Origin of the sequence: Microbacterium sp. NPDC087592 (genome assembly GCF_044743585.1) — a bacterium.
Taxonomy (GTDB): Bacteria; Actinomycetota; Actinomycetes; order Actinomycetales; family Microbacteriaceae; genus Microbacterium.
In genome coordinates, this window is the sequence record NZ_JBIUWT010000001.1 from 977,524 (window position 1) to 989,927 (window position 12,404).

The 12,404-nt window shown below is 69.9% G+C and carries 15 protein-coding genes; 5 read left to right on the forward strand and 10 right to left on the reverse strand.

What is annotated here, in order from left to right; all coding sequences use genetic code 11:
- Positions 1-8: 8 nt before the first annotated feature.
- The 9 genes from ACIOTO_RS04665 to ACIOTO_RS04705 all read right to left on the reverse strand — a co-directional run bounded on the left by ACIOTO_RS04665 (position 9) and on the right by ACIOTO_RS04705 (position 7,310).
- Complete coding sequence (locus ACIOTO_RS04665) at positions 9-686, reverse strand: substrate-binding domain-containing protein (RefSeq protein ID WP_400856796.1); 678 nt, start codon at positions 684-686, stop codon at positions 9-11.
- Entirely contained in the window at positions 683-1,321 is a 639-nt protein-coding gene (locus tag ACIOTO_RS04670) for a class II aldolase/adducin family protein (protein WP_400856798.1), read from the reverse strand. Before ACIOTO_RS04670 ends, ACIOTO_RS04665 begins: the two co-directional genes overlap by 4 nt.
- Entirely contained in the window at positions 1,318-2,544 is a 1,227-nt protein-coding gene (otnK, locus tag ACIOTO_RS04675) for a 3-oxo-tetronate kinase (protein ID WP_400856800.1), read from the reverse strand. The genes ACIOTO_RS04670 and otnK overlap by 4 nt, the downstream gene beginning before the upstream one ends.
- Positions 2,541-3,209, reverse strand: coding sequence for a hypothetical protein (locus tag ACIOTO_RS04680; protein WP_029263707.1), 669 nt, complete (start codon positions 3,207-3,209; stop codon positions 2,541-2,543). Before ACIOTO_RS04680 ends, otnK begins: the two co-directional genes overlap by 4 nt.
- A complete protein-coding gene (locus ACIOTO_RS04685; RefSeq protein WP_400856801.1) occupies positions 3,206-4,012 on the reverse strand; it encodes a hydroxypyruvate isomerase family protein in 807 nt (268 codons plus the stop codon). The genes ACIOTO_RS04680 and ACIOTO_RS04685 overlap by 4 nt, the downstream gene beginning before the upstream one ends.
- Positions 4,009-4,998 (reverse strand): phosphoglycerate dehydrogenase, encoded by a 990-nt coding sequence (locus ACIOTO_RS04690; protein ID WP_400856803.1) that lies wholly within the window; start codon positions 4,996-4,998, stop codon positions 4,009-4,011. The genes ACIOTO_RS04685 and ACIOTO_RS04690 overlap by 4 nt, the downstream gene beginning before the upstream one ends.
- Positions 4,995-5,780 (reverse strand): NAD(P)-dependent oxidoreductase, encoded by a 786-nt coding sequence (locus ACIOTO_RS04695; RefSeq protein ID WP_029263710.1) that lies wholly within the window; start codon positions 5,778-5,780, stop codon positions 4,995-4,997. The genes ACIOTO_RS04690 and ACIOTO_RS04695 overlap by 4 nt, the downstream gene beginning before the upstream one ends.
- A gap of 27 nt (positions 5,781-5,807) precedes the next feature.
- Positions 5,808-6,581 carry an MBL fold metallo-hydrolase gene (locus ACIOTO_RS04700; protein ID WP_400856806.1) on the reverse strand — a complete coding sequence of 258 codons (774 nt, stop codon included), beginning with the start codon at positions 6,579-6,581 and terminating at the stop codon, positions 5,808-5,810.
- Positions 6,582-6,647: 66 nt separating this feature from the next.
- The gene (locus ACIOTO_RS04705; protein ID WP_029273917.1) at positions 6,648-7,310 is read right to left on the reverse strand and encodes a GntR family transcriptional regulator; all 663 of its coding nucleotides are present in this window, start codon (positions 7,308-7,310) and stop codon (positions 6,648-6,650) included.
- Between the two features lie 203 nt (positions 7,311-7,513).
- On the opposite strand from ACIOTO_RS04705, the gene ACIOTO_RS04710 reads away from it, so the two are divergent.
- Both ACIOTO_RS04710 and ACIOTO_RS04715 read left to right on the forward strand, forming a co-directional pair.
- Positions 7,514-8,353: a DUF4097 family beta strand repeat-containing protein gene (locus ACIOTO_RS04710; protein WP_029263713.1), complete on the forward strand. Its 840-nt coding sequence runs from the start codon at positions 7,514-7,516 to the stop codon at positions 8,351-8,353.
- Positions 8,350-8,976: a PadR family transcriptional regulator gene (locus ACIOTO_RS04715; RefSeq protein WP_400856807.1), complete on the forward strand. Its 627-nt coding sequence runs from the start codon at positions 8,350-8,352 to the stop codon at positions 8,974-8,976. The genes ACIOTO_RS04710 and ACIOTO_RS04715 overlap by 4 nt, the downstream gene beginning before the upstream one ends.
- A 58-nt stretch (positions 8,977-9,034) precedes the next feature.
- Here the strand turns inward: ACIOTO_RS04715 and ACIOTO_RS04720 are convergent, their stop codons facing one another.
- Positions 9,035-9,580 (reverse strand): universal stress protein, encoded by a 546-nt coding sequence (locus ACIOTO_RS04720; protein ID WP_400856809.1) that lies wholly within the window; start codon positions 9,578-9,580, stop codon positions 9,035-9,037.
- A 147-nt stretch (positions 9,581-9,727) separates the two neighbouring features.
- On the opposite strand from ACIOTO_RS04720, the gene ACIOTO_RS04725 reads away from it, so the two are divergent.
- From ACIOTO_RS04725 to ACIOTO_RS04735, 3 genes are all read left to right on the forward strand, one after another.
- Complete coding sequence (locus tag ACIOTO_RS04725) at positions 9,728-9,913, forward strand: DUF3073 domain-containing protein (RefSeq protein WP_029263716.1); 186 nt, start codon at positions 9,728-9,730, stop codon at positions 9,911-9,913.
- Positions 9,914-10,041: 128 nt separating this feature from the next.
- Entirely contained in the window at positions 10,042-10,863 is an 822-nt protein-coding gene (locus ACIOTO_RS04730) for an MOSC domain-containing protein (RefSeq protein ID WP_400856811.1), read from the forward strand.
- 191 nt (positions 10,864-11,054) lie between these two features.
- Positions 11,055-12,368, forward strand: coding sequence for an ABC transporter substrate-binding protein (locus tag ACIOTO_RS04735; protein ID WP_400856813.1), 1,314 nt, complete (start codon positions 11,055-11,057; stop codon positions 12,366-12,368).
- Positions 12,369-12,404 lie beyond the last annotated feature (36 nt).

Genomic DNA, 12,404 nt, shown 5'->3' on the forward strand with positions numbered 1-12,404 from the left:
GTAGGGGGTCAGGGACGCGACAGCCCGAACGCGGCGAACGCGTCCTGCGTTGACTTCTCGGTCAGGAGGGTGACGAAGCGCGCCGCGTCGTCCCCGGCGCCGGGGCGCGCGCCGATCGCGAACCGTCCATAGGACTGCAGGTCGTGCGGGATCGGTTCGACGATCTGCGGGCCGACGACGGAACGCAGCTCGCTGACCTGCTGGACCGCGACATCCGCCCGCCCGTCGAGCAGCGCTTCCACGGTGAGACCCGACTCGCAGCGAACGGCACGCTCATCGATGCGCTCGAGAAGACCGCGCTCCCGGAGCACCTTCATGAAGTGCACTCCGCTCGCCCCGCTCAGCGTGTACGCGACCGCACGGGCGGCGAGCAGATAGTCGAGGAAGGCCGCCGCCGAGTCATCGGCCGGCACGGGCGCACCCTCGAGCCGCGCGAAGCCCACGGACGAGACCGCGATCTCGGCGACCTGGGCCGGGTCCACCAGCCCCTGTTCGGCGAGGTCGGTCACCGACGACGAGACCCCGAGCACCAGGTCGGGGCGCTCCCCCGCGGCGATGCGCTCGAGGAGCACGGTCGTGGGCTCGAACGTCGCGTCGACGCGGACACCTGTGGCGCTCTCGAACGCCGGGATGATCTGCTCGACGAGGGGCTTCTTGACGACGAGGCCGCTGTACAGGGTGATCATGAGGGAGACCTTTCGGAGGGCGCCGCGAACGCGTGCAGCTGCGCAGGGGTGAGCGGGGCTGTGGCCAGACCGCGGGTGACGAAGAACAGCTGCGCGGTGTGCTCGAGCTCTTCCAGGGCGTCGACAGCCGAATCCAGATCGACGCCGGCGACGACGGGTCCGTGGTTGCGCAGCAGCAGAGCGTGAGTGACACGCGCCGCCTCTTCCACGGCGGCGGTCGCGGCAGGGTCGCCCGGGGCGAAGTAGGGAAGCATCCGCAGCGCTCCCACGCGCATGCCGTAGTACGCGGTGAGGGGCGGGATCGGAGCATCCGCGTCGATGTCGGCCAGGCACGACACGGCGGCCGCGTAGACCGAGTGGGTATGCACGACCGCGTTCAGGTCGGGACGCACCCGCAGCATCGCGACGTGCAGGAACGCCTCCTTCGTCGGCTTCGGACCCTCGAGGTGCGTGCCGTCGAGAGCGACCACCGACAGCTGGTCCGCCTCGATCTCGGCGAGGCTGACACCCGTCGGGGTGAGCAGGACGCGATCGCCGTCCCGCACCGCGAGGTTGCCGGTGCGGCCGTGGGTGAGACCGCGGCGATGGATGGAGTGCGCGACGCGTTCGATCGCGCGGCGGGCGGCGGTGCTCATGCGGCGACCCCCTGCCGAGCGACATCCACGAACAGATCCTCATCGCCGAAGTTCCCGGACTTGAGGATCAGGTGCACGTCGCGCCGCTCGTCGTGGATCCACGGCGCACCGGGCGCGACCTCCTCCCCCACGACGGCGACGGTGGTACCGAGCGCGCGGACGACCTCGCCCGAGGTCTCGCCACCGGCGATGAGCATGCGCTTCACCCCGCGATCCGACAGCTGGGCGGCGATGAGACCCGCCGTCCGCTCATACAGTTCGCCGGCACCGGGAACATCGTCGCGACGCTCCGAGGCGGGACTGGAGGAGTACAGGAGAGCGGCGGCACCTTCGGGCTGGCGGTCCCACCACTCCACGGCGCGTGCGGCGAGCTGCTCGGCGGTGTCGCCGGGTTCGGCCGTGATGCGGAAGGCGGGGCTTCCGGAGGAGACGAAGCGGTCGATCTGCTCGAGGGTGCGTCGGGAGCAGCTGCCCGCGATGATCGCGGTGCGCCCCGGAGGCGGCACCGGGGCTGCGGTGCCGCTCGCCGTCTCCCGCAGCGCGATCGCTCCGACGAGTCCGGCGGATCCGGCGACGAGCGCGTCGCCATCGACGGCCTCCGCGAGCGCCGCGAGGTCGGCATCGGTGACGGCGTCCGCCACCACCTGGAGGGCGCCCTCCGCGCGGGTCCGGCGCAGTGCCTCGCGCACCGCCTCGGCGCCCTGCTGCACCACATCCAGAGGCAGCGCCGCGACCGGTTCCGCGCTCTGCGCCGCGAGCAGCCGCGGCACCGAGGAGTCGCGCATGGGCGTCACGGGATGATCACGCATGTGGGTCTCCGCGAGCAGCGTGTCGCCGACGAAGAGGTGCCCGCGGTACACGGTGCGCCCGTGCAGCGGCGCGGCAGGAGTCGTCACGACCAGGTCGACACCGAGCTCGCGGGCGACCGCCTCGGTGACCGGCCCGATGTTCCCCTCGGCGGTGGAGTCGAAGGTCGAGCAGTACTTGACGTAGATGCGGTCGGCTCCCCGCTGTCGCAGCACCGCGAGCGCGGCGAGGCTCTGTGCGACGGCCTCTGCGGCGGGAAGGGAGCGCGTCTTCAGGCCGATGACGATGGCGTCGGCCGAGACCGCGGCGTCGTCGATGTCGGTGCCGAGCGCGAGGAGGGTGCGCAGACCCGCGCGCCGCAGTGCCGCGGCGACATCCGTGGCCCCGGTCACGTCGTCGGCGATGACGCCGATCATCGAGGACCCTCCTGGAGTGCCGCGGTCAGCCGTCGAGCAGCAGCGGCGGGGCCGTCCAGCACCGTGACGCCGAAGCGGTCCGCAAGAGGCGCAGCGGCGGCGGCGAGCGAGTACTGGGCGAGCACGATCAGGTCGTAGGGCTCGTCGACACCGGCGATCGCGGTGGCGAGGGCGTCGATCAGGTCCGGCACAGCCAGCGGCACAGCCGCCGCGGGGACCACGAGCGGGCGCACCTGCGCCGACGATCCGCTCGCGACGAAGGCTTCCGTCAGCCGTGCCGTGCTGTCGCTCGCGGACGACTCGAGCGACGCGACCAGCAGCACCCGCGCGGGGGCGGCCGCCACGGCCTCGGCGAACAGCGGACCGTCTGCCGACAGCACGGTGACGCCGTCGGCCTCGCGATCACGCCGATCGGCGCGGATCCCGAACTGCGAGCAGGTGAGCAGCACGCCATCCGCTCCGCCCGCCAGAGCGAGCTCGATGAGGCTGTCCATGCGGGCGGCCAGCGGCGCGGTGATGCCGCCCTCGACGTGCGCGTCGGCGAGCAGACGGTCGTCGAGCAGGTTCCACACGGTCGCCGTGGGAAGGGCAGCAGCGATGGCCGTCGCGGCCGGGGCGATCGCCAGCGGGGTGGCGCTGATGAGTGCGATCTTCGGGTCGGTCATCGAATGATCCTCTCGATCCAGGAGAGTCCGTCGCGGGTGCCCGCGACGGGGGCGTACTCGCAGCCGATCCACCCGGGATAGCCGCTCTGCGCGATGCGGGCGAGCACGCGCTCGTAGGCGATCTCGCCCGTGCCGGGTTCGCCGCGACCGGGGTTGTCGGCGATCTGCACGTGCGCGACCACAGGCAGCAGCTGCTCGAACCGTTCGATGAGGTTCCCCCGGTCGACCTGCGCGTGGTAGACGTCGAACAGGACGCCGACGACCTCGGGGTCGACCTCCTGCGCGACCGTCGCCGCGGTCTCCATCGAGGCCAGGCCGTAGCCGGGCTGATCGCGCTTGTTGATCGCCTCCAGCGCCAGGCGCACACCCGTCCCGCGCGCCTGCTCGGCGGCCCAGGAGATGTTCGACACGTACGTCGCGAACGCGGCGTCCGCGTCGGCATCCGCCGGCTTGATGCCGGCCATCGCGTGCACGACGCCGGCGCCCAGGACGTCCGCGTACTCCAGCGCACGCAGCACGCCTTCGCGGAACTCCTGCTCCGCTCCGGGCACGTACGCCGCGCCCGAGGCGGTGGGCGAGCCCGCTGCACCGGCGGGGGTGTTGATGAGGATCTGCGTCAGGCCCGCATCGTCCAGCAGACGCCGCACCTCGGCCGGCGCGAGGTCGTACGGCGACGCGAACTCCACCGCCGTGAACCCGGCCTCGGCCGCCGCGTCGAACCGCTCGACGAACGGCACCTCGGTGAACATCCACTTCAGGTTGGCCGCGAGGCGCACCGGCCCCGACGTGGTCTCGACGATCATGCCGACACCGCGTCGTAGTCGGGGTTGACCACGTATTCCGGAGCAGCGCCGCGGAGCGCGGCGATCACGTTGCGGGCCGCCATCCGGCCGGATTCGCCGCGTGCCTCGCGGGTCGCGCCGGCGACGTGCGTCGTGGCGAGGATGCCGGGGGTGTGCAGGAGCGGGCTCGACGCGCTCAGGGGCTCGTCCGCGAAGACGTCGAGCGCGGCGGCGCCGAGGCGCCCCTCTCGCACGGCGTCCACCAGCGCGTCCTCATCGACGATCCCCCCGCGGGCGGTGTTGATGAGCACCGCATCGCTCTTCATCAGCGCCAATCGGGAGGCGTCGATGAGGTTCCGCGTGGATTCGTCGAGGAAGAGGTGCAGCGTCACGAAGTCGGCCTCGCGCAGCAGGTCGTCCAGATCGAGACGACGGATGCCGTGGGCCGCGGCGAAGTCCTCGTCGAAGTAGGGGTCGTACGCGACGATGTGCATTCCGAACCCCGCGGCGATCGTCGCGACAGCCTTGCCGATCGAGCCCAGCCCGAGGATCCCGAGGGTCGACCCCTGCAGCTCTCGTCCGGTGAGCTGCTGCCACGTGCCCGCGGCCAGGTTGCTCACGTTCTCGGGGATGCGGCGAGCGCAGGCCAGCGCCAGCGCGAAGACGTGCTCGGCCACGGCCTGCCGGTTGGCGCCGGGCGTGACGCATACGGGCACCTGACGTGCGGTCGCGGCGTTCACGTCGACGCTGTCGTACCCGACGCCGGTGCGTACGACGATCTGCAGTGCGGGGGCGAGCGCGAACTCCTCCTCACCCAGCGGCCGCGTGCCGGCGATGATGGCGCGGGCTCCGGAGAGCGCGCCGGCCCGGTCGTCGGCGTCCAGCAGGGCCAGCTCGGGTTCGTGCCGCGTCGTGAGGCCGGCCTCGCGCAGCATCCGATCGACCTCGTCGCCGGGCTCGAGGAATGCGGTGGTGATCAGCACGTCGTGGGAATCGGTCTTCGTCACCAGATCCCTCCTTCGTAGTCGGGGGCGGCGAATGCGCCGCCGTGCAAGGTGGGTGCGGGGGCGCTGAAGTCCACCGCGTCGGTGTGGTCGGCCGCGTCGTCGCGGGGCACGTAGCCGATGGCCGCCCAGCCCGCGTCGCCGTTCCACCAGCGTTCGGTGTTCGCCGAGCAGCCGTAGACGACCTGGCAGCCCACGGGAGCGCTCTCGATCGCGCAACGGAACAGTTCGATGCCGTCGCGCCAGCTGAGCCAGAGGCCGAGCTGGCGTCTGTCTTCGGGCGCCGGGCGGAAGGTGCCGATGCGCACGAGCACCGACTCGACGCCCCACTTGTCGTGGTACAGGCTGGCGAGGGCTTCGCCGAACGCCTTCGACACCCCGTAGAAGGTGTCCGGGCGCAGCGGCGCGCTCTCGTCCAGGACCTCGCTCGCGGGGTGGAAGCCGACGACGTGGTTCGAGCTGGCGTAGACGACGCGACGCACACCTGCTCGCCGCGCGGCTTCGTAGACGTGGTAGGTCCCGTCGATGTTGACCGTGCGGATGCTGTCATACGGGGCCTCATCGGCGATGCCGCCGAGGTGCACGATGACGTCGACGCCTTCCGCAGCCGCGGTGAGGGCATCGAGGTCGCCGAGGTCGCCGATCACGACCTGCTCCCCGGGGAACAGAGGCTCGTCGGCGTCGGAGCGCGCGAACAGCACGACGCGGTCGTACCGGGAGGCGAGTCCTTCGCGGATCACCCGGCCCATCCGTCCGGTCCCGCCGGTGTACAGCACTGTCGTCATCGTCATCCTCTCCTTCGGCATCGGCGCTCAGCCGATGCTGCGGTCCTCTTCACCCGTCGAGGCGTCGGCGAAGAACCCGATCTCCGCCCGCTGCGGGCGCCGACGACGGGCGGTGCGTCCGTCCCAGCGCAGCTCCACATCGTGTCCGGGAACGAGCGCGGCCCCGGTGTCGGTCAGCAGCGAGCGCATCGCGGCGATCGTCGCGGCACTGGCCTCGGCGTCCAGCGTGGAATCGACCCGCCCCGAGGCGAGCTCGTACACGTTCTTCACCGCGTCGCCCGCGAACACGCGCTTCTCCTCGGCACGGTCGAGGTAGAACGCGAGGTGGTGCGGGGTGTGCCCGGCGCTGTCGATCGCGTGAATGCCCGGAAGCACCTCCTGCCCTGCGGCCATGCGCTCGACACGGTCGGTGCGACGGAGGAGCTCCTGCACGTGCAGGTCGGGGATGAACGGCGTACCGGCGGGCTGATCCGCCGCCCAGCGCAGCTCCTTCTCACCGACCCAGGTGGTCGCGTGGGCGAACATGGGGAAGTTCGAGACGTGATCCCAGTGCATGTGGGTCAGCAGCACGTCGGTCACATCGTCCGTCGTCAATCCGAGACGCTCGAGGCCCGCGTGGATGAGGGGGATGTACGCGGGCTGGCCGGCGTCGATGAGCACCCGGCGCACGCCGTCGTCGAGGAGCCACAGACTGCTCCAGCCGAAGGCCCCGTGCGAGCTCGATTTCCCGGGGAAGCCCTCCACGAGTGGACGCGCGACGTAGCCCGACGATCCCGCTGATCCGGTCGTCGGCGTCGACATGGGTCCCTCGTTCTGCGCCATCACAAAAAATAGTATAGCGCAGGAAAGGGGGAACTGACAGGCCGATCAGCCCTCGAGAAGCCTCTCGGTCGCTCCCACGATGTGGTGGCGCATCGCCTCGGCCGCGCCGTCCGCGTCGCCGGCCTTGATCGCCTCGTAGACCGCATCGTGTTCCGGCGCCGCACTGACGGCCCCCGTGCGTCCGAACTTCGAGAACAGTCGGAACCGCTGGATCTGCCCACCGAGTGCGGCGTACGACAGCTCAAGGAAGGCGTTGCCGGACTGCGCCGCGATCATCATGTGGAAGCGGGCGTCGCTGCGCCAGTACAGGTCGAAGCCCTCGGTCTCGGTGTCCGCGACCTCGGCCGAGCGGCGGAAATCCTCGACCGCCTCACGCAGCCCCTCCAGGAACTCGGGCGTCGTGCGCAGAGCGGCCTCGTACGCGAGACGGGGCTCCAGCAGAACGCGGGCCTCCCCCAACTGCTCGACCTCTTCGCGCGTCATGACCGGGGCCACCTGGTAGCCGCGCAACGCCTCGCGCTGGACGAGCCCGGTGTGCTCCAGGCGCGCGAGCGCCTCACGCAGGGGGGTCTGGCTGACGTCCAGTTCGCGCGACAGGGCGCCGATGTTCAGGCTCTGCCCCGCCGCCCGCTCTCCCGACATGAACTGATGCAGCAGCACCTCGTACATTCGGTCGGCGATGGGCTGCTTCGTCGATCGCCCGGCCACATCTTCTCCCCTCGAAGTCCTTCCGTCGAAGACTACCGGTCGACTCCACGGCGCCTGCACGGACGCGCGGCCGCCGCGGCGACCGACCCCCTCCCGCATGAGGCTGCATCCGAACTTCGCACGGAGAGGTTGACACAATCGAGATATATCGTGTTACGCTGGCCACACACGATATATCGTGACCCTACACACAGGAGAAGCACATGACCGAGAAGTGGCTCATCGCCCCGGGCGAGGAACGCGTCATCGACATCGAGTCCGTCACCCGCCTCAAGGTGGGCCTCGTCGGCGGACAGGTGGACATCATCGCCCACGACGAACCGGGCATCCGCATCGAGGTGCACGGCGTCACCACCAAGGACCTCCGCATCGAGTCCCACGACGGCGAGGTCGAGATCGACCACCCGCAGCTGGGCTGGGACAACTTCCTCGAGGTGTTCCGCAACTTCGGCTCCGGCGGCCCCCGTGCCGAGGTGAGCGTCGCGGTCCCCCGCGCGATCGCCCTGAACCTCGGCGTCGTCAGCGCCGGCGCCCTCGTCTCGGGCCTCCGCAACGACGCCCGCCTCAACACCGTCTCCGGCGACATCATCGTCGACACCCTGATCGGCGACCTCACCGTCAACTCGGTCTCGGGCGACGTGCAGGTGCGCGGCCTCACCGGCTCGATCAGCGCGAACAGCGTCTCGGGCGACGTGGCCGTCACGGGTGCGATCCGCAAGGCGACCGTCGACATCGTCTCGGGTTCGACGCTCGTGGATGCCGCGGGAGACGTGAACACCATCAACATCAACTCCGTCTCGGGCGGCACCACCGTGCGCCTCGACGAGTCGCTGGCCGCGAACTACGTCGTCCGCACACTGAGCGGTCGGCTGCTGATCGACGGCGTCGAGCGCAGCTCGACCGGCCCCAGCAACTACACGGGCACGAAGGGCGAGCTCTCGGGACGATTCGTCGACCTGCGCGCGAACTCCGTCTCCGGCGGCGTCACCGTCCTCCGCCGCACGCCGGCCTCGATCACGGAAGACGAGGAGTGGGAAGCATGAGCCCCGCCGTCTTCTCCCACGGCGACCTGCGCCTGTATCTGCTGTCGCTCCTCGCCAAGGCGCCACAGCACGGCTACGGCATCATCCAGTCGCTGACCGACCGCACCGGCGGCACGTACACGCCCAGCGCCGGCACCATCTATCCCCGCCTCGCGAAGCTCGAGGAGGAGGGACTGGTCACGAAGACCGTCGACGGCCGCACCACGATCTATGCGATCACCGAGGCCGGGCGGGCCGAACTCGCTTCGCGCGAGGGCGACCTCGCCGGCATCGAGGCAGGACTCACCGATTCGGTGCGGCTGATCGCGAGCGAGGTGCGCCAGAGCGTCCAGGACGCGATGAAGAGCCTCCGCGCCGATCTCGCCGCCGCCGAGAAGGGCGAGCGCACGGCGGCCAAGAGCCGCCCCCGCACGGCGACCGACGACTCCCGGCTCGTCAGCCGAGAAGAGATGCACCGGGCGGATGCCGTCATCAATGCCTTCCGTGCACGGGTCCGCACCGACCTGCGCACGCACCTCGCGAAGGGTGGCACGCTGTCTCCGTCGGTCGTCACCGAGCTGGAGGATGCCCTCGACAACGCGGCCCGCGGAGTCACGGTCTCGCTGAGCAGCTCCGGATCCTGAACATGCAGAGGGCCCCGTCGGCGAACAGCCGACGGGGCCCTCTGCTGTGCCGCGTCCTCTAGGACTCCGGCCAGATCTCCCTCTGCTCGTCCGGCACCGACTCGCCGAGCGGGACGACCAGGATGGAGCGGTGCTGCCGGTGCGCGAGCCGCGCCGCGACCGAGCCCGTGAAGAACTCGCGGATCGACTCGCCGATACCGCGCTTGCGGGTGCCGACGACGATGAGCTGCGCATCGAGCTTGTTGGCGAGCTGCTTGATCGCCAACGCCGGGTCACCGACGAGCTGACGCGCCGTCCACGTGACATCCGTCCCCGCCAGCAGCTTCGCGGCAGCGGCCTCGACCGCTTCGAACTCCGCGGCGCCCGCGTCGAAGTTGATGTCGATCGGTGCCGAGTGCACGTAGCCGTCCGGGTCCTCATAGGTGACGAATCGAGTGACGTCCACGTGCGCCACGACCAGCGGCACACCGAACAGTCGCGCATACCGAACCGCTTCGCGGATCACATGCGGGTCCTGGTCCAGCTGCATGCCGACGATGACGGCTTTCTGCAGCGCCGCGTTCTGTGCGGCCTCATCGGACGGAGTGGAGGTGTTGTCGGTCATGAAGATCGTTCCCTTCACCAGTCTGGCCTCGGCCAGAGCGTCTTTCCCGCGTGCTATTCTGAATGCTACTCTTACCGGCTTCTCGCCGGTGTCGTGAATGCCTCGGGCCTCACCGCCCGCAGCTTAACTCGTGAGGGGGTCTCGCGCATGGGCCGTGGCCGTCAGAAGGCGAAACACACCAAGATCGCCCGCGAACTCAAGGCGTACAGTCCGTCGGTGAACTACTCCGCGCTCGAGCGCGAGCTGGCTCACCCGACCGACGAAGACGCCTACGTCGACAAGTGGGCCGATGAGTATGAAGACGAAGACGAGGACGAGCTAGAGAAGGCCTGACCGCCCGATCTGCTCCGAAACACCCGCACCACGTGCGGGTGTTTCGTCGTGTCTGGATGAGGATCCCCGTAGAGACGCCGGATCCTCATCCGTCATGAGCGGGCGTCGGCAGCTGAGAGGATCTCCTCATGGCCCGCGTCGTCGCACTGTACCGCTACCCGATCAAAGGGCTCACTCCCGAGCGTCGCGATGCGTTGACCGTGCAACCGGACGGCAGGGTCACCGGCGACCGCGTCCTGGCGTTCCGCTTCGCGGACGCCACGGAGCCCGAGGATCGAGACGGCCTCGACTACTGGCCCAAGTCCCAGGGACTCTCACTGCAGGACTTCCCCGCACTCGCCGCGTTGCGCACGAGCTATTTCGACGAGACGCGGCGAATCCGCACCGAGCACGGCGACGGCGTTCTGGTGGGGGCGGCGCTCGATGATGACGGGCGCAGCGAGCTGGCGGAAGCCGTCACGGACTTCGTCCTCGGCACCCCCGAAGGTCGACGCCTCCGACGACCGGGCCGCCTTCCGCTCGTGCTCGTCGGGGACGGCGAGACCTCGCGGTTCCAGGATCGCCCCCGCGGCTACGTGTCGGTGCACGGCCGGAGCAGCGTCCATGCACTGGGCGACGCCCTCGGGATGCGCATCGATGACCGGCGATTCCGCTCCAACGTCGTGATCGACGATGTCGGCCCCTGGAGCGAACTCGACTGGAGCGGGGAGGTGCGCATCGGAGACCTGCGCTTCCAGACGGCCGGTCCCATCGTGCGCTGTCTCGCGACCCACGCGAACCCCGACACCGGCGTGCGCGACGCCAAGGTGCTCACCACGCTCACAGGAGCACTCGCGCAACAGGAACCGACCCTCGGACGACTCCTGCTGCCCGGGTGGGAGCGTTCGGACGACGGCGTCGGGCAGGGTGGCGGCGTGATCCGCATCGACGACGAGGTCCACGCGCACTGACCCTCGTGGACATCCGCATACAGGAATGTCAGCGCTCCCTTAGACCGACTCCATTTCGGCTCAGTCATGATCAGCCCAGGCTTGTGAGCGCAAACATTTTCTGATTTGATGTGCATGTGATCGATGACGCCTCGGCGTCAGGCCCCCGCCCAGGGCGATCCGCAGAACATGACCTCAAAGAGGAGAACAGCATGGCAATCACCCCTCGCTTCACCCGCACAGCCGCGATCGTCGCGGTCGGCGCGGTGTCGGCCTTCGGCCTCGCAGCCTGCTCGACCGGCGATTCCGGCGACAGCGGCGCCGGCGGCGAGCCCGTCACGATCGAGTACCTGCACCGTCTCCCCGACGGCGAGGGCATGACCCCCACGTCCGAGATCGTCGATCGGTGGAACGCCGACCACCCCGACATCCAGGTGAAGGCCACGAAGTTCGACGGCAAGTCCAGCGACATGATCCTCAAGCTCGAGACCGACGTGAAGGCCGGCAACGGACCCTGCCTCGCCCAGACCGGCTACTCGGAGGTGCCGCAGCTGTTCGTCAAGGGACTGCTGCAGGACGTCGCGGACGAGGCCAAGAAGTACGAGGACGACTTCTCCGCCGGAGCCTTCAGTGGCATGAAGGTCGGCGACGCCATCGTCGGCCTCCCGCAGGACACCGGACCCCTCGTGTACTTCTACAACGAGACCGAGTTCACGGCACTGGGCCTCGACGCGCCGAAGACGCTCGACGACCTCACGACCGACTCCGCCACGGCAGCGGCCGCCGGCAGATACGTCACCGCCTTCACGCCCGATGAGGCGCAGAACTGGCTCTCCGCCCAGTCGGCAGCGGCCGGCGACACCTGGTTCGGCACCGCCGGCGACGAGTGGAAGGTCGACGCCGAGGGCGCCGGCTCCGAGCGCGTGGCCGCGTTCTGGCAGGGGCTGCTCGACGGCAAGCAGACGCTCGCGACCGAGCGCTGGGGCGAAGGCTTCACCGCTGCGCTCAACGACGGCAGCCTCATCGGCCACGTCGGAGCGGCCTGGGAGGCCGGATTCCTCCTCGACTCGCTCGACGGCACACCGGCCGAGGGCCAGTGGCGCGTCGCCCAGCTCCCCGACTTCGGCGCCGGTGCCCTGAGCGGTCCCGACGGCGGTTCCGGAGTCTCGGTGATGAAGGGCTGCGAGCACCCCGCCGAGGCCATGGAGTTCAACGACTGGTTCAACACTCAGGTCGACGACCTCGCGTCGCAGGGCCTCGTCGTCGCCGCCAAGGGCGACGTGGAGACCCCCGAGAAGATGCTGCGCCAGTTCGGCGGTCAGGATGTGCTCGCCGAGCTCGGCACGGCGACCGAGAACCTGAACCCGGACTTCCCGTACGCACCGGGCTTCTCGACGCTGTCGAAGATGAACGAGACCGCCGCGGCGGCCGTCGCCGGCACGGCATCGGTCGCCGACATCTTCACCACGGCCCAGGAGACGGCCGTCGCCTCGCTGGAGGACCTCGGCCTTCCGGTCGCGAAGTGATCGCACGAGAAGGCATCATCGGATGATCGACGGCGG

Bases quoted from the DNA above. Each gene is read 5' to 3' on its own strand.
- ACIOTO_RS04685 (WP_400856801.1), bottom strand. From the start codon at position 4,012: ATGATCGTCGAGACCACGTCGGGGCCGGTGCGCCTCGCGGCCAACCTG.
- ACIOTO_RS04680 (WP_029263707.1), bottom strand. From the start codon at position 3,209: ATGACCGACCCGAAGATCGCACTCATCAGCGCCACCCCGCTGGCGATC.
- ACIOTO_RS04695 (WP_029263710.1), bottom strand. From the start codon at position 5,780: ATGACGACAGTGCTGTACACCGGCGGGACCGGACGGATGGGCCGGGTG.
- ACIOTO_RS04700 (WP_400856806.1), bottom strand. From the start codon at position 6,581: ATGTCGACGCCGACGACCGGATCAGCGGGATCGTCGGGCTACGTCGCG.
- ACIOTO_RS04670 (WP_400856798.1), bottom strand. From the start codon at position 1,321: ATGAGCACCGCCGCCCGCCGCGCGATCGAACGCGTCGCGCACTCCATC.
- ACIOTO_RS04715 (WP_400856807.1), top strand. From the start codon at position 8,350: ATGAGCCCCGCCGTCTTCTCCCACGGCGACCTGCGCCTGTATCTGCTG.
- ACIOTO_RS04735 (WP_400856813.1), top strand. From the start codon at position 11,055: ATGGCAATCACCCCTCGCTTCACCCGCACAGCCGCGATCGTCGCGGTC.
- ACIOTO_RS04730 (WP_400856811.1), top strand. From the start codon at position 10,042: ATGGCCCGCGTCGTCGCACTGTACCGCTACCCGATCAAAGGGCTCACT.
- ACIOTO_RS04725 (WP_029263716.1), top strand. From the start codon at position 9,728: ATGGGCCGTGGCCGTCAGAAGGCGAAACACACCAAGATCGCCCGCGAA.
- ACIOTO_RS04720 (WP_400856809.1), bottom strand. From the start codon at position 9,580: ATGACCGACAACACCTCCACTCCGTCCGATGAGGCCGCACAGAACGCG.
- ACIOTO_RS04710 (WP_029263713.1), top strand. From the start codon at position 7,514: ATGACCGAGAAGTGGCTCATCGCCCCGGGCGAGGAACGCGTCATCGAC.
- otnK (WP_400856800.1), bottom strand. From the start codon at position 2,544: ATGATCGGCGTCATCGCCGACGACGTGACCGGGGCCACGGATGTCGCC.
- ACIOTO_RS04665 (WP_400856796.1), bottom strand. From the start codon at position 686: ATGATCACCCTGTACAGCGGCCTCGTCGTCAAGAAGCCCCTCGTCGAG.